The organism is Dactylosporangium maewongense (genome assembly GCF_039531485.1).
GTDB classification, from domain to species: domain Bacteria; phylum Actinomycetota; class Actinomycetes; order Mycobacteriales; family Micromonosporaceae; genus Dactylosporangium; species Dactylosporangium maewongense.
The window spans coordinates 19,922-42,420 of record NZ_BAAAQD010000005.1 but is presented as its reverse complement, the minus strand read 5'-3'; the positions used below and the strand labels follow the sequence as shown (position 1 = coordinate 42,420).

Genomic DNA, 22,499 nt, shown 5'->3' with positions numbered 1-22,499 from the left:
TCTTGTCATCGACCCGATTCGTCGGCAAGCAGCCGCAGGGCGGCCACCTCGCCGAGTGCCTGGTCGCTCGCCGCCCGCCCCGGGATCGTGATGCCGTCGCCGTACAGGTCCACGACCCGCGGGTCCACATAGGACGCCCTGGTGACGGCCGGTGTGTTGCCGAGGAACTCCGACACCTCCCGCATCACCCTCGGCACGGCCCGCCCGGTGACCTTCGGCTCCCGCGCGAGCAGCCGCGCCGCGAGGACCGTGCCGTGCCAGGTCCGGAAGTCCTTCGCCGAGATCTCGGTCCTGCCGATGTCGCGCAGGTAGTCGTTGATGTCGCCGCTGCGCACGCCGACCCATCGCCGCCCGTCGCGGTAGGCCAGCAGCCCGCCGTCGTCCGGCTCGCGCTCGCGCTTGCACTCGCACTCGCGCTCCATGAGCTTCTTGACGACGGCCCGGACGTCCGCGTCGGCGACGTCGACGGACCGTTCGATGCCGCCCTTCGCCGGGTAGCGGAACCGGACCGCGCCGCGGGGCAGCGCGACGTGCTCGCGCAGCAGGGTCGCCAGCCCGAACGTGCCAGCCTCGCCGGCCGCGTACGCCTCCCCGCCGATCCGGAAGCGGCCGACGTCCAGCAGCCGCACCGCGGCGGCGAGCACCTTCTCCCGGCCGAGCCCCCGCCCGCGCAGGTCCGCGGCGACCCGGTCACGGATCGCCGGCAGGCGCGCGCCGACCTCGAGGACGTGGTCGAACTTCGCCGCGTCGCGCTTGGCACGCCACACGTCGTGGTAGCGGTACTGGCGGCGGCCGGCCGCGTCGGTGCCGACGGCCTGGAGGTGGCCGCGGGGGTCGTCGCTGACCCAGACGCCCTTCCAGGCCGGCGGGACCGCGAGGGCCTTGATCCTGGCCAGCTCCGCCGGGTCGGTCAGGGCCGTGCCGTCGGCGCGGTGGTAGGTGAAGCCGCGGCCCCGGCCCTTCCTCCGGTAGCCGCCCTTGCCGGGTGTGGTGCGCCGCAGCCGCATGCCTCACCCTCGTTCCCCACTTTGCCGCTCGCTGCCGGCCGCCGCTCGCTGCCGGCCGCCGCTCGCTGCCGGCCGCTGCGGTTCGTGTCGGTCGCTGCTGCTGCGAGTGCTGGTCGCTGTTACGAGAGCCAGTCGCGCACCTTCCGGCGGGTGGCGCGGCGGCGGGCGCGGGGGAGCTGGGCGAGGGCGATCCGGCCGTGCTCGGCCTGACGGGCGTGCAGCAGCCCGTACGTGAACGCGTTCTCCCGCTCGCCGAAGGCGTGCATGCCGTACTCGCGGAGGAGGTCGGCGGTCACGTTGGCGTCCTGGTGGGCGCCGAGCACGTCCTGCAGGTCGGTGAGCCGGTCGGCCAGCTTCGCCGCGGGCTTGCCGGCGACGGGGGTGGCGAGCTCGGCGGCGTACCGGGCGCGCTTGTACGCCTTCCGCGCCTCGTGCAGCCGTTCGTCGCGGAGGCGCCCCGGCGGGGGTGCGGTGCCGCCCACGGCCCCGGCGGTGGTCTCGGGCGTGTTCACGGCGGCGGTCAGGCGGCGGTCGGCGCGGCGGACCGCCCGGCGCGCGAGGTGCCGCAGCTCCCGCTTCGCGACCCTGCCGGGGCCGCCGACGGCCGCGACCAGCGCGTCCAGGTCGTTGAGGAGGGTGATGTACCGCTGGCTGTCCAGCCCGGCGATCAGCCGCCGGCGTGCCTGCGCGGTCCGGGCCGCGAGCAGCTGGGCGATCCGCGCCGCCACCGGCCCGACGACCAGCTCCGGCGGCTCGGCGGCGAGCAGCTCGGCGAGGCGCTGCGCCATGACGTCACTGTCGCGGACCTCGCCGAGCAGCCCGGTCAGCCACTTGATCTCGTCGTGCAGCCGGTCCAGGTCGCCCTCCGAGGCGTCCATCAGCGGCGCGAACGTGCGCAGCGTCGAGCGCAGCCGCCGCGTCGCGACCCGCATCTTGTGCACCGCTTCGGCGTCGCCGGCGCGGGCCTCCGGGTCGAGGGCGACGACGGCGTCGCGCTGGGCGCGGACGTAGTCGACGACCGCGCGCCGTCCGGCGCTCTTCACGCGGGACCCGGTGGCGGGCGCCGGGTGGTCGGGGCCGAGCGCGCGGGACAGCTTCGACGGCGACGCCGACGGGCGGGCGCCGGCCGCGCGCAGCGCCTCGTCGATGCGGGCGAGGTCCTCGGGTGAGCCGTCGACCAGCTCGACCTCCAGCTCCCGCCAGCGCTGCGCGACCCCGGCACCGACGAGCGACTCGGTGGCGACGGTGTCGTCGGCGACGAGCGCGATCGTGGTGCCGTCCGCGGTCCGCAGGCCCTGCTCGACGCGGTGCGTGCGGATGCGCGCGACCGGGCGCAGCGGCTCGCCCCTCGTCAGCGCCCGGATCTGCGCCGCGACCTCGGCCGGAGGCGTGCGCTGCTTGGCCGTCGCGGGCACCTGGAGCTCGCTGCGCTCCCCGCCGGACGGCCGTTTGAGGTGCCAGCCGGCGTCGTTACCCCCACTGCGGCGGCGCAGCGTCACCTTGCTGGAAGTGAGGCGCAGCCCCGCGGTGTCGTAGTAGGTCGCGTCCAGACGTTGATCGTCGGGAGCTGTAACCGTGGCCACATCAGCGATTCCGATCATCGAGGGCATCGCGAAGTCGTCGGGCAGCTCGTACTTCCGTTCCACCTCAAGCTTTTCGGCCATGTTCCAAGCCTATCGACAGAACTCCGTGTGGCGAAAACGTAAACAGGAAGCCAAGAAAAGATGGCGCAGACCCTGTCGGTTCGCAGGTTTGGCCGCTACGGTGTTGGCAGCGCAAGGTTTTCGGGCCACTCCGGTCCGCGGACGCGCTTCCCACGGAGAGGAGTGCACCCATGGCGAAGAAGTCGAAGAAGGACAAGAAGAAGGACAAGAAGGGCAAGAAGAAGTAACTCGCCCGCTCTGTGTCGCCCTCGCACCGTCACCCGGTGTGGGGGCGACAGTGCGTTGTGGGCCCGGGTCGGTGCGGTGTGGGCGCGGGTGTGTCGTGGGTCAGGTACGTGGTGGCGCAGGTCACCCGGCCTTCACCCGCCGGCATGAGCCTACCCGGCCTGAGGTGTTTCGTTGCGAATTCCGCGCAATCGACGGGACGTAACCTAGGTCGAGTGAGCTGGCTGGTGCGCGTTGTGACGTCGTCCGTGATCGGGCAGCGGGTCCGTTTCGCCGGGCGGATGCTGCGCGACTGGCGGCTCACCGTCGCGTGGGGCAAGTCGCTGCTGCGCAGCGGCGTGACCTCCGTCGTCGTCCTCGCCGTCACGTTCTGGCTGCTGCCCGGCGTCACCGCGACCGGCGGCCCCTGGGCGCTGGTGGAGCTCGCCGTGCTGCTCGCTCTCATCGGCACCCTCATGCGGCTCGTGCTCTTCGGCGTCGCCGTCGTCGTCGGCGGGCTCGGCGTCCTGCTCGTCGGGGTGCTGCTGCAGACCGCGGTGATGTTCACCGCGTTGCAGGTCGCCGAGGGCGTCTCCGTCGGCAGCGTCATCGACGCGTGGGTCGCCAGCTGGACCGCCGCCGTCCTCACCGCCCTCGTGAACTGGCTCGCCGACGCCGGCAGCGACGACGTGTTCCTCGGCCAGACGCTGCGCCAGATGGTGCGGCGCAACCAGGACCACCGCGCCACCGAGCCCGGGGTGCTGTTCGTGCAGCTCGACGGCCTGTCCGCGCCCCTGCTGTCGTGGGCCGTGAAGGCCGGCAACCTGCCCAACCTCGGCAAGTGGCTGCGCACCGGCACCCACGCCCTCGTCCCCTGGCACACCGGCCTGCCCGCGACGACCCCGGCGAGCCAGGCCGGCATCCTGCACGGCAGCGAATCCGAGGTGCCGGCGTTCCGCTGGTACGAGAAAGCCACCGGACGGCTGGTCGTCACCAACCGCCCCAAGGACGCCGCGGACGTCGAGGCCCGCATCTCGACCGGCCGCGGCCTGCTCGCCGACGGCGGCGCCAGCATCAGCAACGTCTTCTCCGGCGACGCCCCGACCAGCCTGCTCACCTTCAGCAACGCGGGCCTGCCGGGCCGCACCGCCCGCGGCTACCTGGCGTTCGTCGCCAGCCCGTACGGCTTCGCCCGCGCGATCGTCCTGTCCGTCGGCGAGATGCTCAAGGAGATCCAGCAGGCCCGCCGGCAGCGTTTCCGCAACGTCTACCCCCGCGTGCCGCGCACGGGCGCCTACGTGGCGCTCAGGGCCGTCACGAACGTCCTGCTCCGCGACCTCAACGTCTCCCTCATCGCCGAGCAGATGACCCGCGGCGCCCCCGCCATCTTCTGCGACTTCGTCGACTACGACGAGGTCGCCCACCACGCCGGCCCGCTGCGCCCCGAAGCGATGCAGACCCTGGAAGGCCTCGACCGGGTCCTGGGCACCCTGCACCGCCTCGCCCAGGTCGCCGGCCGCCGCTACGAGATCGTCGTCCTCTCCGATCACGGCCAGAGCCAGGGCGCGACCTTCTCCCAGCGGTACGGCCAGACCCTCGAACAAGTCGTCGCTTCCATCGCCGGCCACGTGGCCGCCTCCACCCCGGACCCGAACGACGACGAGCGTGCCCGCGCGCACAACCTGCTGCTCGCCGTCGCCGGCAAGCCCGACCGCACGACCCCTCCGCCACCGCCCGCGCCGGTCGTCACCGTCGCCTCCGGCAACCTGGCCATGCTCTACCTCACCGAACACCCCGGCCGCGCCACCGTCGAGGACATCGGCGTGGCCCGCCCCGCCCTCATCCAGGGCCTCGCCGAGCACCCCGGCATCGGCCTCGTCGTCGGCCTGTCAGCGGTCGACGGCCCGGTCGCCTTCGGCCCCGCCGGCCGCCACCGCCTCCGCGACGGCCACGTCGACGGCACCGACCCCCTCCTGCCGTACGGCCCCCACGCCGCCCGCGACCTCCTCACCCACCAGGCCATGACCAACGTCGGCGACCTGGTCCTGATCAGCCGCGTCGACCCCGGCACCGACGAGGTCGCCGCCTTCGAGGAGCTCGTCGGCTCCCACGGCGGCATCGGCGGCTGGCAGACGGAGGCCGTCCTCGTCCACCCGGCCGGCTGGTCCACCCCGGCCCCCACCCCGACCGGCCCCGCCGCAGTCCACCGCCAGCTGGTCCAGTGGCTCACCGACCTCGGCCTGCGCACAACCCCCGCCCCCGACGCCTCCACTCACGCCGCCGCTACCGCCGCACCCGCCAACGAGGCCGCGGACATCAAGGCTGCTACCGTCGCCCCTGCCAACGAGGCCGCTACCACCGGCCCTGCCAACGAGGCCGCTACCACCGGCCCTGCCAACGAGGCCGCTACCGGAGCCCCTGCCAACGAGGCCGCGGAAAACAAGGCTGCGACTCACGCCGCCGACGGCGGGCACCCGCTTCCCGAGCCCCGCGACACCGGCCGCTCGTTACACGCGGCCGAGATCTTGGACTGAAGGGCCGCGGCTGGGCGGGGCTTCCGGGCTCGACCAGACTCCGGCCCGCATGCGTCGCCTCGTCGGGCTTGCCTGCATCGCGCGCTGGGCGCTGCACCGCGCGCAGGCCGTGAGCTCCATCGCGCATGCGGGCCGTAGGCTCCATCGCGCGCAGGTCATCGCGCGCGCGGGTCGTGGGGCGTCGCTGGTTGCGCTCGGGTCGGTCCGCTGAACGGCAGGTCGGGGTGGGCGGGGCTGGTTCGTGGTGGAGGTCGGCGGTGGTGCCGGGCCGCTTGCTGCACCTTACCCCACCGATAGAAATCGATCTTCGGCTTCTTGCTGTCCGTAGTCTACCGCCTTCGCTCAGGCGTCAAGGCGCCTCTGGTGGCGGTCGCGGCGGTGGCGGAGCCAGCTGGCCAGCTGGGTGGCGCCGAGGGCGATGACCAGGGCGGCCACCACGCCCTGCCAGGGTTGCGGGAAGACGCTGCGGCCGAGGAGGCCGATCGCGGCGTACGTGGCGGACCACAGGGCGCAGGCGGCCACGTTCGCCGTGGCGAAGCGGCGCCAGGAGAGGCCGACGATGGCGGCGGTGAGCAGGACCGGGATGCGGCCGCCGGGGACCAGGCGGGAGACGAGGAGCGCGCTCACCGGGCTTTCGGTGAGCCGCCGCTTGACGGTTTCGGCGAGGTGCAGCGGCTGGCGCAGGATGCGCAGCCGGCGGGTCAGTGCCTCGCCGCCGGCGCGGCAGATGGCGTAGGTGCCGGCGTCGCCGCAGTAGGCGCCGGCGGCCCCCGCGCAGACGACGAGCAGCACCGCCAGGGGGCAACGGTGCGCGGCGACGACGGCGGTCGCGCTGACGGCGGCGCCCGTCGGCAGGATCGGGACCGTCGAGCCGGCGGCGACGACCGCGAAGAGGCCGGCGAGGGCCGCGAGCAGGGCCCCGAAGGTGGTCACGCGGTCACCGTGAGGGACTCGCCGGGGGCCAGGACGTGCACGTCGGTCTTCGGGGCGGCGGTGGCGGTCAGCGCGGCGAACTCGTCGCCGGGGCGGTGGAAGCGGTCGGGGCGGACGCGGCCGCAGCCGACGGGCCAGAGGGTGCCCCAGTGGATCGGGACGGCCTGCGCCGGTTTGATGATGCGCATCGCCTCGGCCGCGCCCGCCGGGTCGAGGTGGCCGGCGCCGAGGGTCCAGCCCCAGCCCCACACCGGTACCAGCGCCAGATCCAGCGGACCGAAGGACTTCATGTCGTCGAACAGCCCGGTGTCGCCGCCGAACCAGGCGGTGCGGGTGCCTTCGAAGACGTAGCCGAGGGCGGCCGCCCGGATGCGGGACGAAGGGTTACGGCGGCCGTCGTGCGCGGCCGGCACCGCGCGGACGCGCAGGGAGCCGACCTCGACGGACTCGCCGTCGGCGATCTCAAGGATCTCCCGCCGCAGGCGGGAGCGCAGGAAGGCGCCGGCGCCGCGCGGGGCCACGATGCGCGTGGAGCGCGGCAGCATGCGCAGGGACGGCAGGTCGCAGTGGTCGCCGTGCAGGTGGGAGATGACGACCGCGTCCGGCGCCGTGTCGAGGACGGGCCGGGGGCCGCGCCGGCGCTGCAGGTGTGCCAGCCGGTTGCGCAGCACCGGGTCGGTCAGGATCGTGGTGCCGCGGTCGGTCACCGCCACCGTCGCATGCCCCCACCAGGTGATGTTCATGGTGCCAATCTTGCCCGACGGGGTGTCACGCTCCGCTGCTTGTAGGCCACAGCACGACATGTTTAGATCAATCAACTTTTCTGTGGAGGGACCACGAGACGATGTCAACCGATGCAGCGGCCTTAGCCTGGGACTGGGAAGACCCGCAGGGGATCGAGGCGGTGGTCGACTCGTTCACCGCTGACCTCGGCAAGTGCGAGAAGCTGGAGCTGCTGCTCAAAACGGACCTCATCACCCGGGAGCAGCTGGAGCAGCTGGGCATCACCGGCATCGAGTTCGCCGCGTTCAAGACGGACCACCCGCAGGCGCTCGGCACCGACCTGGTGGCGGTCAGCAGCCCGGAGCTCACCTCCGAGCGGGGGAACATCTACCGGGTCGACGGCTCGGCGTACTTCGCGGAGATGGACATCTCCCAGCCGCTGCCCATCGTCGACGACGCCGTGGACTGGGTGTACGCGGAGCACCTCATCGAGCACGTGTCGATGAAGGTCGGCATCGCGTGGCTGAAGGAGGTCAAGCGGGTGCTCAAGCCGGGCGGGTTCGTCCGGATCACCACGCCCGACCTGAAGATCTACGCGCAGAGCTACGTCAACGGCGACGGCTTCTTCGGCAAGCACCGCCGCCGGGTCGACCGGGCGCTGACCGGGGTCGCGCCGAAGATGCCGCCGCGCGGCGCGTTCATGTTCAACCAGCTGTTCTACGTGTACGGGCACCGCTGGATCTACGACCTCGAAGAGCTCCAGTACGTGCTGACCACGGCCGGCTTCGACCCGGAGGGCATCGCGGTGCGTGCCTACCGCGAGGGCGCCCGCCAGGACGTCGCCGACCTCGACCAGGTCCTGCGCAACGACGAGAGCATCTACGTCGAGGCCACCGCCTGATCGAGCGCCGCCGCCTGACCGAGCGCGCCGGCCTGCTCGAGCACCGCCGGCTGATCCAGTGCCGCCGTCTCATCCGGCGCGCCGGCCTGGTCCAGCGCGGCGGCGACGGCGAAGGCCTCCATCGCCAGCAGGAGCCTGTGCAGGTCCGCCATCGCCAGGTGGTGGGTGTCGACCTCGACGGTGAGCTGCACCGTGTCCACGACGTCGTCGACGTTCACCATCAGCTGCTCGTTGAAGAACGGCAGCGGCCGCTCCGACACCAGCGCGGTGAGCGGCCGCGCCGCCTCGACTTCCGCCGCGGCCGGCACCTCGGCCAGGGGGCCTTGTGCCTCGAGGATGCCGACCCGCCGGTCGTTGTAGAAGACCGCGAGGTCGACGCCGCCGCGCCGGTCGAAGAGGGCCAGCCGGGCGGCGGGGTCGTAGTAGGCGTGTTTCGACGCGTTGAGGAAGGCGCGCCGGGCCTGGTCCACCACCTCGCGCGGGGCCAGGCCGGCGACGTCGAGCACCGCGAGCCCGTTCTGGGCGAGCGGGCTGATGACGTCGGCCAGCCCGGGCCGGAAGCGGTTGCTGACGATGACCTGCGTGGCGAACGGCGCGCGCTGGCCGGTGACCTCGTGGCACGCCACCGCGTAGGCGGCCAGCAGCACCGAGCCGGTGTCGGTGCCGAGCAGCGCGGCGGCCCGCCGCGAGGCCAGCAGCAGCGCGGTCGAACGCCACACGACCTGCCGCCACCGGGGCTCCCCACGGTCCACGGCGGCCGGTAGGCGCCTCGGCGGGAGCTGGCGCAGGGCCGCCTCCCAGTAGCGCATCGCGGTGTCGGTCGTCCGGGACGACGAGCGCTGCGCCGCGACGAGGTCGAGGGGCTGCATCGCCGTGTACGGCGACTCCCGCGAGAACAGTGAACGGATCATCGTCCCGAGCGCGCTGCCGTCGGCGACGAGGTGGCTGATCTGCACGACCACGTGCGTGACGGCGCCGTCCTGGCGCACCACGGCCTCCCGGATCGGCCACTCGTGCGCGTAGTCGAAGTTCCGGGCCTTCCACTCGGCGAACAGCGCGCCGGCGATCTCGGCGGGGTCCTCGTCCGGTCCGGCGTCGTGCACCTCCAGCGCCGCCGTGCCCTCCGCCGCGATCTCCTGCTGGACCAGGTGGCAGGCGTCGACCGAGGTGGCGTGCCACGGCTCGGTGAAGACCAGCCGGGAGCGCAGCGCCGCGTAGCGGCTCATGAGGAACCGCAGCTCGGCGGCGATGTCCTCGACGGTGCGGCCGTCGGTGACCGGCACGGCACCGCCCATGCTCATGGAGGCGCCGACCTCGACGATCGCCCGCCATACCTGCTGCTGCCCCCAGGCGAGCCCGCCGGTGCCGGCACCGGCACCCTCGAAGGAGACCTGGATGTAGGAAACCACGACCGCCCCCAATCAAGATTGACGGCGATCATATCGATGGATTGCGGCCGGCAAGGGCTGGAGCGGACATTGCGGCCACCTCGTCCGGCGGGAGTGGCCGCGCGTACAGATAACCCTGACCGAACCGGTAGCCGAGGTGCCGCAGCATCCGCGCCTGTTCCTGCGTCTCGATCCCCTCGGCGACCGCGGCCAGGTCCAGGGCCTGCGCCATGCGGATCACGGCGGTCGCGACGGCCTCCTGCCGGGCGACGGTGGTGATCCCGGCGACGAACGTGCGGTCCAGCTTGAGCGACGTGACCGGGCACGTCAGCAGCAGCCCGAGTGAGGAGGCGGCGGTGCCGAAGTCGTCGAGGGCCAGCTTCACGCGCAGGCCGCGCAGCGCCTCCAGGGTCGCGACCGCCTCGGCGCTGTCCAGCACCGCCGTCTCGGTCACCTCCAGGGTGAGGTGCCGCGCGTCGAGGCCCGCGTCGTCGAGGGCGGCGACGACGTCGGCGACGAACTGCGGGTCGGTCAGCTGCCGGCCGGCGACGTTGACGCTCACCGACTGCGGCGCGGCCGTGCCGAGGTCCCGCAGCCAGGTCGCCTGCTGCCGGCAGGCCTCCCGCAGCACCCAGCGGCCCAGCGGCACGATCAGGCCGGTCTGCTCGGCGGCGGGGATGAACTCCAGCGGTGGCACGACGCCGCGGGACGGGTGCCGCCACCGTACGAGGGCCTCCGTGGCGGCCGTCCGCCCATCGTCGAGGCGCACGATCGGCTGGTACAGCAGGAACAGCTGGCGGGAGCTGCCGGAAGGGCGTGACAGCTCCCGGGAGCTGCCGGAAGGGCGTGACAGCTCCGCGTCGATCGCGTCGCGCAGCTGGGCGCCGAGCTCGGCGTGCGCGACGATCCGGGTCGTCATGCCCGGCACGTACACGAAGTGGCCGCCCTTGCCGCGCTCCTTCGCCGCGTACATGGCGAGGTCCGCGTTGCGCAGCAGCGTCTCGAGCACGTCGCCGGGCGTGGACGTCGCGATGCCGACGGAGGCGTGCACGAGCAGCTCGTGCCCGGTCGTGTGGATCGGGGTGCCGAGCGCGTCGTGGATGCGGCCGGCGACGTCGACGGCGGGCACGGCGTCCACGTCGCGCAGCAGCATCGCGAACTCGTCGCCGCCGAGCCGGGCGACCACGTCGTCGTGGCGGACCGCCCGCCGCAGCCGCTCCGCGACCGTGACGAGGACCTCGTCGCCGACGCCGTGGCCGAGCGTGTCGTTGATGCCCTTGAAGTCGTCGAGGTCGATCAGGAGCACCGCCACCGGCCCCTGGCCGAGCAGCGCCGAGGTGAGCAGCTCGGCGAAGCGGGCGCGGTTCACCAGGCCGGTCAGCGCGTCGTGGCTGGCCTGGTACCGCATCCGCTGCTCGTGCCGGCGGACGGAGCTGAGCAGCAGCGCGTTGTCGCGCAGCGCGACCAGCTGCCGCAGCCCGACGGCGGCGCTGACGGCGATGGCGCCGGTCGCCACCGGGCCGACGTCCGTGTGGTCGCCGTAGGCGACGGCGGCCAGCAGCAGCGACGTCGCCGCGACCGCGAAGTACGGCAGCTTGCTGTACGCGGCCGCCCGGGTCGCCGGCGCGGCGCCCGCGGACACCGCGACGGACCCCGCGCACGCCACCAGCAGCGCCTCGACGAGGGTGATCATCGGCTGGAGACCGACCCACCGGGGCGACGCGATCAGCGGCGACACCGCCGACCCGAGCCCGCCCACGAGCACCGCCGCGGCCATGAGCCGCATCGAGCGCGGGCTGACCGGTCCGCTGCCGAGCAGCACGACCTTCATCACCGCGACCAGGGCCACCAGGCAGGTCATGGACAGCAGGAGCAGGCCCAGCGCGAGCCGCACGTCGGTGTGCCGCTCCAGCATCGGCCGCAGCGCCAGGTGCCACAGGAACGTGGCGGTGCTGATGAGGACCGTCAGCCCGTCCAGCCCGAGCCTGATCCACTCGCCCCGGGTCATGCTGCGGGTGGGTAGCCGCAGCAGCGCGTACAGCGCCAGCCCGACGCCCGCGACGAGCGCCGGCGCCGAGGCCTGGACGGTCCGCAGCGCGTCAGGATCTTCGGGGTGCAGCCTGGCGTGGCCCATGATCGTCGCCCCGACGCCGATGAGCGCGATCGAGGCGGTCATGAGCCGCCAGAACCGGCGGCCCGCCGCGGGGAGTCCCGGTGCGCGGGCGGCGGCGCGGGCGATGAGCGCGGCCAGGCCGAGCGCCAGGGGGACCGTCAGCAACGCCGGCACCTTGGGCACCGGCACCCCGGACGCGAACAGCGCCGTCCACAGCATCTCGGCGAGCAGGCAGGCGGCGACCGCCGCGACGAGGCGCCGCGACGATGACACCGGTGACTTGTGCTCGATCATTCCGCTTGCACATCGGCAGCGCCCGCCCGGAGCTGAGCCGACCCGGCCGGTAGGATGCCCTGACATGTACCGGCCCGTGCCCGCGCAGGTGGACCTGCCCGCCCTCGACCATGACGTGCTGCGGTTCTGGCAGCGTGAAGGCATTTTCGCCCGCAGCCTGGAGCAGTCCCGCGGCCGTCCCGAATGGGTGTTCTACGAGGGGCCGCCGACCGCCAACGGGATGCCCGGCGCCCACCACATCGAGGCGCGGGTCTTCAAGGACGTGTTCCCGCGGTACCGGACGATGAAGGGCTACCACGTCGAGCGCAAGGCCGGCTGGGACTGTCACGGCCTGCCGGTCGAGCTGGCGGTGGAGAAGGAGCTCGGCTTCAGCGGCAAGCAGGACATCGAGGACTACGGCATCGCCGCGTTCAACGCGAAGTGCCGCGAGTCGGTGACCCGGCACACCGACGCGTTCGCCGAGCTGACCCACCGCATGGGCTACTGGGTCGACATGGACGACGCGTACCGCACCATGGACCCGCCGTACATCGAGTCGGTCTGGTGGTCGCTCAAGCAGATCTTCGACAAGGGGCTGCTCGTCGAGGACTTCCGGGTCGCGCCGTGGTGCCCGCGCGACCAGACCGCGCTGTCGGACCACGAGCTGGCCCAGGGGTACGAGACCGACGTCGACCCGTCGGTGTTCGTGCGGTTCCCGCTCACCTCCGGCCCCCTCGCGGGCCGCGTGTCGCTGCTGGTGTGGACGACGACGCCGTGGACCCTCGTGTCCAACACCGCGGTCGCGGTCAACCCGGACGTCACGTACGTCGTCGCGACCGACGGCACCGAGCAGCTCCTGCTCGCCGAGCCTCTCGTCGCGACCGTCCTGGGGGAGTCCGACAAGGAGGCCTGGACGCTCACCGGCGAGTCGTTCAGCGGCAAGGACCTCGAACGGTGGACCTACCGGCCGCCGTTCGACCTGGTCGAGGTGCCCGACGCACACATCGTGATCCTCGCGTCGTACGTGACCACCGACAGCGGCACGGGCCTCGTGCACCAGTCGCCGGCGTTCGGCGCCGACGACCTCGCCTCCTGCCGCGCGTACGGGCTGCCCATGGTCAACCCGGTGCGCCGCGACGGCACGTTCGAGCCGCAGCTGGACCTGGTCGGCGGCATGTTCTTCCGCACCGCGAACGGCCCGCTCGTCGACGACCTCCGCGAGCGGGGGCTGCTGTTCCGGCACGTGCCGTACGAGCACAGCTACCCGCACTGCTGGCGCTGCCACACGGCACTCATCTACTACGCGCAGCCCTCCTGGTACGTGCGGACCACCGCCGTCCGCGACGACCTGCTGCGGGAGAACGAGCGCACCAACTGGCAGCCGGCGAGCGTCAAGCACGGCCGCTACGGCGACTGGCTCGTCAACAACGTCGACTGGGCGCTGTCCCGGCAGCGGTACTGGGGGACGCCGCTGCCCATCTGGCGCTGCCCCGAGGACCACCTGACCTGCGTCGGCTCCCTGGCTTCATTGAGTGAGCTGGCGGGTCGTGACCTGGCGGACCTCGACCCGCACCGGCCGTTCATCGACGAGGTCACGTTCGCCTGCCACTGCGGCGCGACCGCGACCCGCGTCCCGGACGTCATCGACGCCTGGTACGACTCGGGGGCGATGCCGTTCGCGCAGTTCGGCTACCCGTACCGCAACGCCGACGTCTTCGAGCGGCGCTTCCCGGCGCAGTTCATCTCCGAGGCGATCGACCAGACCCGCGGCTGGTTCTACACGCTGATGGCCGTCAGCACGCTCGTCTTCGGCCGCTCCTCCTACGAGAACGTCGTCTGCCTCGGCCACATCCTCGCCGAGGACGGCCGGAAGATGTCCAAGCACCTCGGCAACATCCTGGAGCCGATCCCGCTGCTGGACCTGCACGGCGCCGACGCGGTGCGCTGGTTCATGGCCGCGGTCGGCTCGCCGTGGTCCGCGCGGCGGGTGGGGCACACGACGCTGCAGGAGGTCGTGCGCAAGACCCTGCTGACGTACTGGAACACGGTCGCGTTCCAGGCGCTGTACGGGCGCACCGCCGGCTGGACCCCGTCGCCGTCGGACCCGGCGCCCGCCGACCGGCCGGTCATGGACCGCTGGGTGCTGTCCGAGCTGCACACCCTGGTCGGCCGGGTCGACGCCGCGATGGACGCGTTCGACACCCACGAGACCGGCAAGCTCCTCGCCGCGTTCGTCGACGACCTCTCCAACTGGTACGTGCGCCGCAACCGCCGCCGGTTCTGGCGCGGCGACCCCGCGGCGCTCGCCACCCTGCACGAGGTCGTGACGACGGTGACGCTGCTGCTCGCCCCGATCGTCCCGTTCATCACCGAGCGGGTCTGGCAGGACGTCGTCGTGCCCGCGTCCCCCGAGGCGCCGCCGTCGGTGCACCTCGCCGCGTTCCCGCCGGTCGCCGCGGACCTGATCGACCCCGCGCTGTCGGGGCAGATGGCGCTCGCCCGCCGGCTCGTCGAGCTGGGCCGCGCCGCCCGCGCCGACTCCGGCATCCGCGTCCGCCAGCCGCTGTCGCGGGCCCTCGCCTCCGCGGCCGGCTTCGACCAGCTGCCCGCCGAGCTTCTCGCGGAGATCGCGGCGGAGCTCAACGTCGGCTCGATCGTGCCGGTCGACGCGGCCGGCTCGTCGCTCGTCGACGCCACCGCCAAGGCCAACTTCCGGGCCCTCGGCAAACGCTTCGGCAAGGGCGTCCAGGACGTCGCGAAGGCGATCGCCGCCGCGGACGCCCTGGTGCTGCGGGATGCGCTGCGGTCCACCGGTACCGCCACCGTGGTCGTCGACGGCGCGCCCGTCGAGCTGACCCCGGACGAGGTCTTCATCACCGAGACGCCGCGGGAGGGCTGGACCGTCGCCGCCGACTCCGGCGCGACCCTCGCCCTGGACCTGCGGCTCACCCCGGAGCTGGAGCGGGCCGGCCTGGCCCGCGACGTCGTCCGGCAGGTCCAGGAGGCCCGCAAGTCCAGCGGCCTCGAGGTCGTCGACCGCATCGAGCTGGCCTGGACCAGCACCCGCGACGACACCGCCCTCGCCCTCGCCGAGCACCGCGACCTCGTCACCGACGACGTCCTGGCCACGGCGTGCGCCGAGGGCGAGCCGTCCTGGCCCGGTGCCGTGCCCTTCACCGACGACTCGCTCGGCCTCACCTTCTGGCTCCGCAAGGCCTGACCGGCCGAACAGGGGTGGCACCTGCCGTGCGCGGGGTGCCACCCGGGGGGTGTTCCGGGTGTTCCGGGGTGTCTCGCAGGACACACCTCGCCGGTCACACGGGTTGGTGCGACAGGAGCAGAATCTGGATCGCACACGTCACGGCACGCGATGGGCGCGGAGCGGTCGACGGGGTTGGGAGCAGCCGGTGCGTGGTCAGTCGCTGGTCGGCAAGGTCGGCGTGGTGGTCACCGCGGTCCGCGGGGGAGACCGGCCCGGGGAGATCCGGGTCGTGGTCCAGGGCGTGCCGCACCACTATCTGGCCTACGCCGCCGAGTCGCTGCCAGCCGGCGCTCACGTGCTCGTCATCCACTTCCGCGGCGCGCGTCAGGTCGACGTCGAACCGTGGCCGCCGATGCCCGGTGACCACACCACCCCTGGCTGAGAGAGGCCACCATGCTCGGTTACCGTGTGCCCGCCCCCAACGAAGCGCTGCTGATCAGCGGCCGGCGGCAGCGGGGAGTCGATGCCCTGCCGTTCAAGATCGTCACCGGGCACGGCGCGTTCGTCGTCCCGATCTTCTCCAAGGCGTCCCGGCTGACCCTGGCCATGCAGGAGGCCGAGGTCGAGGAGGACTGTTACACCCAGCAGGGCCTCACCCTGCACGTCCAGGCGGTCATCGCCTTCAAGGTCGGCGACGACCACGAGTCGATCGCGGCCGCGGCCCGCCGCTTCCAGGGCGACCAGTCGCAGATGCCCGTCCTGGTCGGCCGGATCTTCAGCGGGCACCTGCGCAGCATCATCGGCAGCATGACCGTCGAGGCGATCATCCGCGAGCAGCAGACCCTCGCCGACGCGATCGTCGACGCCAGCAAGACCGAGATGGCCCGCATCGGCCTGGACATCGACTCGCTGCAGATCAGCAGCATCCACGACAAGGGCGTCGGCTACATCAAGGCCCTGGCCGCCCCGCACCAGGCGCGGGTCAACCAGGAGGCCAACGTCGCCCAGGCCGTCGCCGACCAGGCCAGCGCGATGGCGCAGCAGGAGAGCAAGCGCAACCAGGCCGAGTACGCCCGGCAGACCGCCATCGCCCAGGCCCGCTACCAGGCCGAGATCGACCAGGCCCAGCAGACCGCCGCGCAGGCCGGCCCGCTCGCCGCCGCCCAGGCCCAGCAGCACGTCCTCGTCGAGCAGGCGATCGTCGCGGCGAAGCGCGCCGAGCTGCGCCAAGCCGAGCTCGTCGCCGAGGTCATCCGCCCGGCGGAGGCCGAGGCCGAGCGGATCCGCACCCTGGCCCGCGCCGACGCCGACGCCACGAAGCTGTCCGCGGAGGCCGCCGCCGCGCAGGGCCGCATCGCCCTCGACCAGATGATGATCGAGCAGCTGCCGGACCTGCTCCGCGCCGCCGCGGAGGGCCTGCAGGGCGCCAACCTTACCGTCCTGGACGGCGCCGAGGGCCTCAACAGCGTCGTCGCGTCCCTCGCCGCCCAGGGCACCGCCCTGCTGGAGGCCGTGCGCAAGGGCATGACCGCCGTCCCCGCCGCCGAGCCCGCCGCCCCGTCGACCGCGCTCGCCCGCCGCGAAGCCGCCTGACCTCCCGCCGCGTTCTTCTGCTGAGCCAGGTGCACCGTGCGCCGCGGAACTACGATGCTGCCGTGGTGCACGTCCTGGTGGTCGACGACGACCCGCCGCTCGCGGACTCGCTGCGGCGGGCGCTCGTCTACAGCGGCTACCGCGTCACCGTCGCCGGCAGCGGGCCGGCGGCGCTCGACGCGGTCGCGCACGAACGGCCCGACCTCGTGGTCCTCGACAGGATGCTGCCGGGGCTCGACGGTGTCGGGGTGTGCCGGCGGCTGCGGGCCACCGACCGGGACCTGCCCGTGCTCATGCTCACCGCCCGCGACACGACCGCCGACCGCGTGGAAGGGCTCGACGCCGGCGCCGACGACTACCTCGTCAAGCCGTTCGAGCCCGACGAGCTCCTCGCGCGGGTCCGCGCGCTGCTGCGCCGGACCAGGCAGGACGGCCTCGAGTTCCACGACCTGTGGCTCGACCCGGGCGCCCACGAGTGCCGGCGCGGCGGCACGCCGCTGGAGCTGACGGCCCTGGAGTTCCGGCTCCTCGAACACTTCCTCACCCACCCGCGGCAGGTGCTCAGCCGGGGGCAGCTGCTCGACGCCGTGTGGGGCATGGGGTTCGCCAGCGCCAGCAACGTCGTCGACGTCTACGTCGGCTACCTGCGGGCCAAGCTCGGCGAGCCGCGCCTGCTGCACACGGTCCGCGGCGTCGGCTACGTGCTCAAGGCGCCGTGATGTCGATCCGCTTGCGCATCACCCTGTTCGGGCTCGGCGTCGCCGGTGCCGTGCTCGGGCTGTTCTGCGCCGCCGTGTACCTGTTGCTCGCCGCCGGCGCCGCGACCGGCCAGGACACCGCCCTGGGCAAGCGGGCCGACGAGGTCGCGCGGTCCCTGACCCGCCTGCCGGCCGCCGCCGACGGCCCGGCGCCCGCGGCGGTCGACGTGCGCACCAGCCCGGACGTCTTCGTCATGGTGCTCGACGCGCAGGGGCGGGTGCTCGTCAGCACCGGCGCGCTGGACGGCCGGCTGCCGCCCGTACCGGCGACGGCGACGCTGACCCCGAGGTCCACCGTGGACATCGGGGTGCCCGTGCGGGTCGCGGTGCGCGAGGCCGCCGGTGGGCACGTCGTCGCCGCGCAGACGACCCGGAAGGTCACCGACGACCGGCGCGGGCTGTTCGTGCTGGTCTGCGTCTACGCGGTGCTGTCGCTCGCGGCGGCGGCCGGCGCCACCTGGCTCGTCTCCGGCCGCGCCCTCAAACCCCTGCGGCAGCTCACCGGCCACGTGGAGGAGATCGGGCGGGAGCAGGACTTCACCCGCCGGCTGCCGCCCGCCCCGGCCCGCGACGACGTCGGCCGGCTCACCGCCGCGTTCAACACGATGATGGAGCGGCTGCAGGGCAGCTACGCCGCGCAGCGCAGGTTCGTCGCCGACGCGTCGCACGAGCTGCGCACGCCGCTGACCACGATCCGCAACAACGCCGGGTTCCTGCGGCGGCACCCGGACGCGGCGCCGGAGGACGTGGCCGCGGCGGTGCGGGACATCGCCGGGGAGAGCGCGCGGATGAGCCGCCTCGTCGAGCACCTGCTGACCCTCGCCCGGTCCGACGCGTCGGGTCTCGAGCTGCGGCCGGTCGACCTCGGCGCGCTCGTGTCCGACGTGTGCCGGCAGGCCGAGGCGCAGCACCCCGACCGGCACTTCCACCGCGCGATCACCCCCGCGCCGCCGGTGCACGGCTCGCCCGACGCGCTCACCCAGCTGGTGTGGATCCTGCTCGACAACGCCGTGAAGTACTCGGCCACCGGCGGCAACGTGTGGGTCACCGTCACCCAGCGCGGCGACCGGGCGCAGCTCAACGTCACCGACGACGGCACCGGCATCCCGCCCGGCGCCGAACGCCAGATCTTCGAACGGTTCCACCGCGGCGACGAGGCCCGCACCGGCCCCGGCGCCGGGCTCGGCCTCGCCATCGCACTGTCCATCGTGGATGCCCACGGCGGCACGATCGTCGCCGCCAACAACGCCACCGGCGGGGCGTCGTTCGTCGCGGACCTGCCGCTCTCATCGTCTTCTTAGCTTCCGCTCATCCGCGGCTCATCGCCGGGGCCGAGCATGGCCGGCATGGCTGTGCTGCGGGGACTGCTCCTGCTGCAGGGCGCGCTGGGGCTGACCGGCACCCTGGGCATGCTGACGCTGATGGGGTTCAACCCGGTGTACGCGGTCGCGCCGGTCGCGCACGCCGCGCTGCTCATGACCCTCGGCGCGCTGCTGGAGCGCCGCCGCTGGGCGCTCGTCGCGGCGCTGGTCGCGGAGGTTCTGGCGGTGGCCGGCTGGGAGGGGCAGCTGCTGCTCGGGCTGCTGCCGCAGCTGGACTTCACCGTCAACCTCACCGGCCTGCTCACCACCCTCGCCCTGCCGCTGACGGTGCTCGTGCTGTGCGCGCGGCGGGTGACCGCCCGTGCGTGACTTCTGGCTCGGCATCGCCCCCGCACACCGCGTCGCACTGCTGCTGCTGGTCGCGTCGCCGCTGCTGCTCGTCCAGCTCCCCGCCTGGCGCCGGGCCGGCTCCGAGGTCCGCTGGTGCTCCGGCCTGCTCGCCACCCTCGCCGTCGTCCACATCGGACTGCCGTGGCCGCTCGGCTCGGTGCTGTCCGCCGGGCTCTTCGGGTGGCTCGCCGTGCGCTGCCTCGCCGGCCGCTCGTGGCGGGTCCAGGCCGGGTTCCTCGTGCCGGCGCAGCTGCTCCTGTTCGTCGCGGCGTCGGGTGTACGGGCGGTCGCCCCCGACCAGGTCGCCCTGACGGTGGCGTGCCTGGAGCTCGCGCTGCTCGCCGTCTCCTGCCGGCGCTTCCTGGCGCGGGTGGGCACGGTGGCGCTGGTGCTGGTGTTCGGCACCGCGATGTGGGCCGTGTCCCTCGCCGCCCACGACCACGACGGCCCCGACCGCATCCAGGCCGGCACGGTGCGGCGCCCGGCCGGCCCGCCGCCGAGCGCCGTCGAGCGGGCCGGCGCCCGGGACCTCGCCGCGCGGGTCCGCGCGTCGACCGCCCGCTACGCCGACCTGGCCGCCGCCGAGGCCGACGGATACCACGCGACCGGCCCGCGCACCGGGACGCAGGTGCACTTCGAGCACAAGGGCCACCAGAACGACGGCCGGGTCCTCGACCCCGCCGCGCCGGAGCAGCTCGTCTACGCCGTCCGCCCGGACCGCGCGATCCTGCTGGGCGTGGTGTTCCAGGTGCCCGTCGCAGGCGCGGCCGGGCCCTCGATCGGCGGCGCCCGCTGGCACGCGCACGACGTGTGCGTGGGGCTGCTCCCGCCGGGCTTCGGCGTGGTGTCGCCGTTCGGCTCGTGCCCCGGCCTCACCTTCGCCACGACCCTGCCGGAGATGATCCACGTGTGGACCGTGGACCCGCCGGGCGGCCCGTACGCCGACCACCTCGACGACGCCTGGGTCGACGCGTTGCCCTGATACTACGGATCCGTATAATCCGAAACCGTGATACTTGAGCTGCAGCGTGCCACCCACGCGACCCTGCAGGTGCTGTCGGCCCGCCTGGCCGACCTGGACCTGACCCCGTCGGAGCTCAACGCCCTGGGCAACCTCGGCCGCACCGCCTCCGGGGACCGGCCGGAGGAGGGCGCCGGCCGCACCGTCTCGGAGCTCGGCGCCGCCACCGGCACCCGCCCCACCACGCTCACCGGCGTCCTGGACCGTCTGGAGCGGCGTGGCCTCATCACCCGCGCCGCGCACCCCGGCGACCGCCGGGCCGTCCTCGTCACCCTCACCGCGGAGGGCGCCGCCACCGCGGCCGTCATCACCCGGGCCATCGCCGATCTGGAGCGCGAGGCCCTGGCGGACCTGCCCGCCGGGACCGTCGAGGCCGCCCTCACCGTCCTGCGGGCCCTGACATGAGCCCCACGCAGGAGCCGCGGGCGGATGCCGGGCCGTTCGAGGCACTGTTCGCCGAGGTCGTCGGGGCCGCCGGCCGGTTCGGCCACCGGGAGCACGTCCACGTCACCTGGCTCGCGGTCCGGCGGCACGGCACCGCGGCGGCCGTCGAGCTGATCAGCGACGGGATCCGCCGCACCGCCAGGTATGCCGGCGTGCCGCAGAAGTACCACGCCACTGTCAGCCGCGCCTGGGTCGAGCTGGTCGCCTGCCACGACGAGCCCGGCGGGGACGACTTCGACGCGTTCCTGGCCAGGTTTCCCGACCTGCTCGACAAGCGCCTCCTGACCCGCTTCTACCGCTCCGCCACCCTGGCGTCGGAGGCCGCCAGGACCGGCTGGGTCGAGCCCGACCTCCGCCCGATCCCCGCCGGCGCGCACTGACCCCGGCCGGCCGTCCGTTCGTAGGGGCGCGCCCGCCGCCGGACGCGCCCCGCACGGTTCAGTAGGTGTAGTTGATGTCCCACGACTGGTCGTACGAGGCGTTCCACCGCCACAGCAGGACCGGCGCGGCCCGTGCGGGTCAGTCGCCGGACGTGGCCGGGTCAGTGACCGCCGGATGTGGCCGCGGCCGTGACCCCGGACGTGGCCGGCGCCACCGGCCGGCCGGCCGACGGCGCGGCGGCGGCGTGGCGGACCAGGAGCAGGACCAGCACGCCCGCGAGCAGGGCCAGGCCGCCCGCGACGAACAGGGTCTGGTTGAGCGCGTCCGCCACCCCGGCGCGGGGGTCCTGGTGGGCGGCGAGCCGGTGGCTGAACACGGCGCCGAAGACGGCCACGCCGAGGGCGAACCCGAGCTGGCGGAACGTGTTCACCGCGCCGCTGGCCATGCCGCTGCGTTCGGGCGGGGCGGCGGAGAGGGCGGCCGAGGACAGGACCGGCAGCACGGCCGCGACGCCGACGCCCGCCACCACGAGGCCCGGGATGAGCGCCGTCGCCGGGCTCGAGGCGGTGAGGCGCGCCTGCAACAGGTCGCCGGCGGCGATGAGCAGCAGGCCGATGCCGACCGTCCAGCGCGGCGCGATCCGCTGCAGCAGCCGGCCGCCCAGCGCGGCGACCACGAACGACGCGATGCTCATCGGCAGCGCGCCCAGCAGGCCCGCGTCGACCGGGCCCTTGTGGAGGAACTCCTGCAGCCACACCGTCACGAACGGCAGGTACGCGAACGCCGCCGCCTGCACCAGGACCGCCGCCACCATCAGCGTGCCGAACGAGGCGCTGCGGAACAGCCGCAGGTCCAGCATCGGCTGCTCGGTCGCGCGCTCGATCAGTACGAAGGCCACCAGCGCCGCCGCCGAGATCCCGAACGCGGCCGACGTCGACGGCGCGGTCCACCCCGCCTCGCCGCCGCGGATGAGCGCGAACGTCACCGCCGCGGCGCTGACCGTGAACGCGATGGTGCCGGGCAGGTCGAAGCGGGTGCCGGGGCGGCCCTTCGACTCGGTGACGCCGCGGACGGTGAACCACACGGCGAGGAGGCTGACGGGCAGGTTGACCAGGAAGATCCAGCGCCAGCCGAGGTGCTCGGTGAGCAGCCCGCCGACGATCGGCCCGGCCGCCGCGGCGGCGCCGTTGACCGCGCCCCACACGCCGAAGGCGACGCCGCGGTCCTTGCCGCTGTACGTCACGCTGAGCAGCGCCACGGTGGTCGCGAACATCGCGGCACCGCCGGCGCCCTGCAGGAACCGCGCGGCGATGAGCAGCCCGGCGCTGTTCGCGACCGCGCACAGCAGCGACGCGGCGGCGAAGACGACCGTGCCCGCAAGGTACATCCGGCGCCGGCCGTGCCGGTCCGCGAGGGCGCCCGCGCCGAGCAGCAGGGCCGCGAGGGCGAGCGCGTAGCCGTCGAGGACCCACTGCAGCCCGTCGAGCGAGGCGTGCAGGTCGCCGGCGACGGCCGGCAGCGCCACGGTCACGATCGTGACGTCGACCAGCAGCATGAACGTGCCGATGCACACGGCAAGCAAGGGGGACCATTTTCGCATGCCGACGACTCTGCGGCTTCCCTGACGCTGTCGCGAAGCGAGCGGGGC

Annotated in this window: 18 protein-coding genes; 11 read left to right on the top strand and 7 right to left on the bottom strand. The window is 73.7% G+C overall.

What is annotated here, in order from left to right:
- Positions 1-5: 5 nt before the first annotated feature.
- The gene (locus ABD332_RS14465) at positions 6-1,007 is read right to left on the bottom strand and encodes a DNA topoisomerase IB (protein WP_344502380.1); all 1,002 of its coding nucleotides are present in this window, start codon (positions 1,005-1,007) and stop codon (positions 6-8) included.
- 119 nt (positions 1,008-1,126) lie between these two features.
- The gene (locus ABD332_RS14460; protein WP_344502379.1) at positions 1,127-2,671 is read right to left on the bottom strand and encodes a CYTH and CHAD domain-containing protein; all 1,545 of its coding nucleotides are present in this window, start codon (positions 2,669-2,671) and stop codon (positions 1,127-1,129) included.
- 461 nt (positions 2,672-3,132) lie between these two features.
- Between ABD332_RS14460 and ABD332_RS14455 the strand changes: the two genes are divergently transcribed.
- On the top strand, positions 3,133-5,409 hold the full coding sequence (locus ABD332_RS14455; RefSeq protein WP_344502378.1) for an alkaline phosphatase family protein: 2,277 nt from the start codon (positions 3,133-3,135) through the stop codon (positions 5,407-5,409).
- Positions 5,410-5,751: 342 nt separating this feature from the next.
- On the opposite strand, the gene ABD332_RS14450 is transcribed toward ABD332_RS14455, so the two are convergent.
- Positions 5,752-6,342, bottom strand: a complete 591-nt coding sequence (locus ABD332_RS14450) for a DedA family protein (protein ID WP_344502377.1) — start codon at positions 6,340-6,342, stop codon at positions 5,752-5,754.
- Entirely contained in the window at positions 6,339-7,085 is a 747-nt protein-coding gene (locus ABD332_RS14445; RefSeq protein WP_344502376.1) for an MBL fold metallo-hydrolase, read from the bottom strand. Before ABD332_RS14445 ends, ABD332_RS14450 begins: the two co-directional genes overlap by 4 nt.
- Positions 7,086-7,186: 101 nt before the next feature.
- On the opposite strand from ABD332_RS14445, the gene ABD332_RS14440 reads away from it, so the two are divergent.
- On the top strand, positions 7,187-7,966 hold the full coding sequence (locus tag ABD332_RS14440; RefSeq protein WP_344502375.1) for a methyltransferase domain-containing protein: 780 nt from the start codon (positions 7,187-7,189) through the stop codon (positions 7,964-7,966).
- Here ABD332_RS14440 and ABD332_RS14435 read toward each other — a convergent pair.
- Together ABD332_RS14435 and ABD332_RS14430 are read right to left on the bottom strand one after the other, a co-directional pair.
- A complete protein-coding gene (locus tag ABD332_RS14435; protein ID WP_344502374.1) occupies positions 7,945-9,375 on the bottom strand; it encodes a condensation domain-containing protein in 1,431 nt (476 codons plus the stop codon). The two genes, ABD332_RS14440 and ABD332_RS14435, sit on opposite strands and share 22 nt — an antisense overlap.
- Positions 9,376-9,403: 28 nt before the next feature.
- Positions 9,404-11,740 (bottom strand): putative bifunctional diguanylate cyclase/phosphodiesterase, encoded by a 2,337-nt coding sequence (locus ABD332_RS14430; protein ID WP_344502373.1) that lies wholly within the window; start codon positions 11,738-11,740, stop codon positions 9,404-9,406.
- Positions 11,741-11,825: 85 nt separating this feature from the next.
- Between ABD332_RS14430 and ileS the strand changes: the two genes are divergently transcribed.
- The 9 genes from ileS to ABD332_RS14385 all read left to right on the top strand — a co-directional run bounded on the left by ileS (position 11,826) and on the right by ABD332_RS14385 (position 20,850).
- Complete coding sequence (gene ileS / locus ABD332_RS14425; RefSeq protein ID WP_344502371.1) at positions 11,826-14,960, top strand: isoleucine--tRNA ligase; 3,135 nt, start codon at positions 11,826-11,828, stop codon at positions 14,958-14,960.
- Between the two features lie 187 nt (positions 14,961-15,147).
- A complete protein-coding gene (locus tag ABD332_RS14420) occupies positions 15,148-15,384 on the top strand; it encodes a hypothetical protein (protein WP_344502370.1) in 237 nt (78 codons plus the stop codon).
- Positions 15,385-15,395: 11 nt separating this feature from the next.
- A complete protein-coding gene (locus ABD332_RS14415; RefSeq protein WP_344502369.1) occupies positions 15,396-16,535 on the top strand; it encodes an SPFH domain-containing protein in 1,140 nt (379 codons plus the stop codon).
- A 62-nt stretch (positions 16,536-16,597) separates the two neighbouring features.
- Positions 16,598-17,254, top strand: a complete 657-nt coding sequence (locus tag ABD332_RS14410; RefSeq protein WP_425552195.1) for a response regulator transcription factor — start codon at positions 16,598-16,600, stop codon at positions 17,252-17,254.
- Entirely contained in the window at positions 17,254-18,594 is a 1,341-nt protein-coding gene (locus ABD332_RS14405; RefSeq protein ID WP_344502368.1) for a sensor histidine kinase, read from the top strand. The genes ABD332_RS14410 and ABD332_RS14405 overlap by 1 nt, the downstream gene beginning before the upstream one ends.
- A gap of 45 nt (positions 18,595-18,639) precedes the next feature.
- Positions 18,640-18,984: a hypothetical protein gene (locus ABD332_RS14400; protein WP_344502367.1), complete on the top strand. Its 345-nt coding sequence runs from the start codon at positions 18,640-18,642 to the stop codon at positions 18,982-18,984.
- Positions 18,977-19,987 (top strand): hypothetical protein, encoded by a 1,011-nt coding sequence (locus tag ABD332_RS14395; RefSeq protein WP_344502366.1) that lies wholly within the window; start codon positions 18,977-18,979, stop codon positions 19,985-19,987. Before ABD332_RS14400 ends, ABD332_RS14395 begins: the two co-directional genes overlap by 8 nt.
- Before the next feature lie 27 nt (positions 19,988-20,014).
- A complete protein-coding gene (locus ABD332_RS14390; protein ID WP_344502365.1) occupies positions 20,015-20,431 on the top strand; it encodes a MarR family winged helix-turn-helix transcriptional regulator in 417 nt (138 codons plus the stop codon).
- Positions 20,428-20,850, top strand: a complete 423-nt coding sequence (locus ABD332_RS14385) for a hypothetical protein (protein WP_344502364.1) — start codon at positions 20,428-20,430, stop codon at positions 20,848-20,850. The genes ABD332_RS14390 and ABD332_RS14385 overlap by 4 nt, the downstream gene beginning before the upstream one ends.
- Positions 20,851-21,011: 161 nt before the next feature.
- Here ABD332_RS14385 and ABD332_RS14380 read toward each other — a convergent pair whose 3' ends face one another.
- Positions 21,012-22,451 carry an MFS transporter gene (locus tag ABD332_RS14380; protein WP_344502363.1) on the bottom strand — a complete coding sequence of 480 codons (1,440 nt, stop codon included), beginning with the start codon at positions 22,449-22,451 and terminating at the stop codon, positions 21,012-21,014.
- Positions 22,452-22,499: the final 48 nt, after the last annotated feature.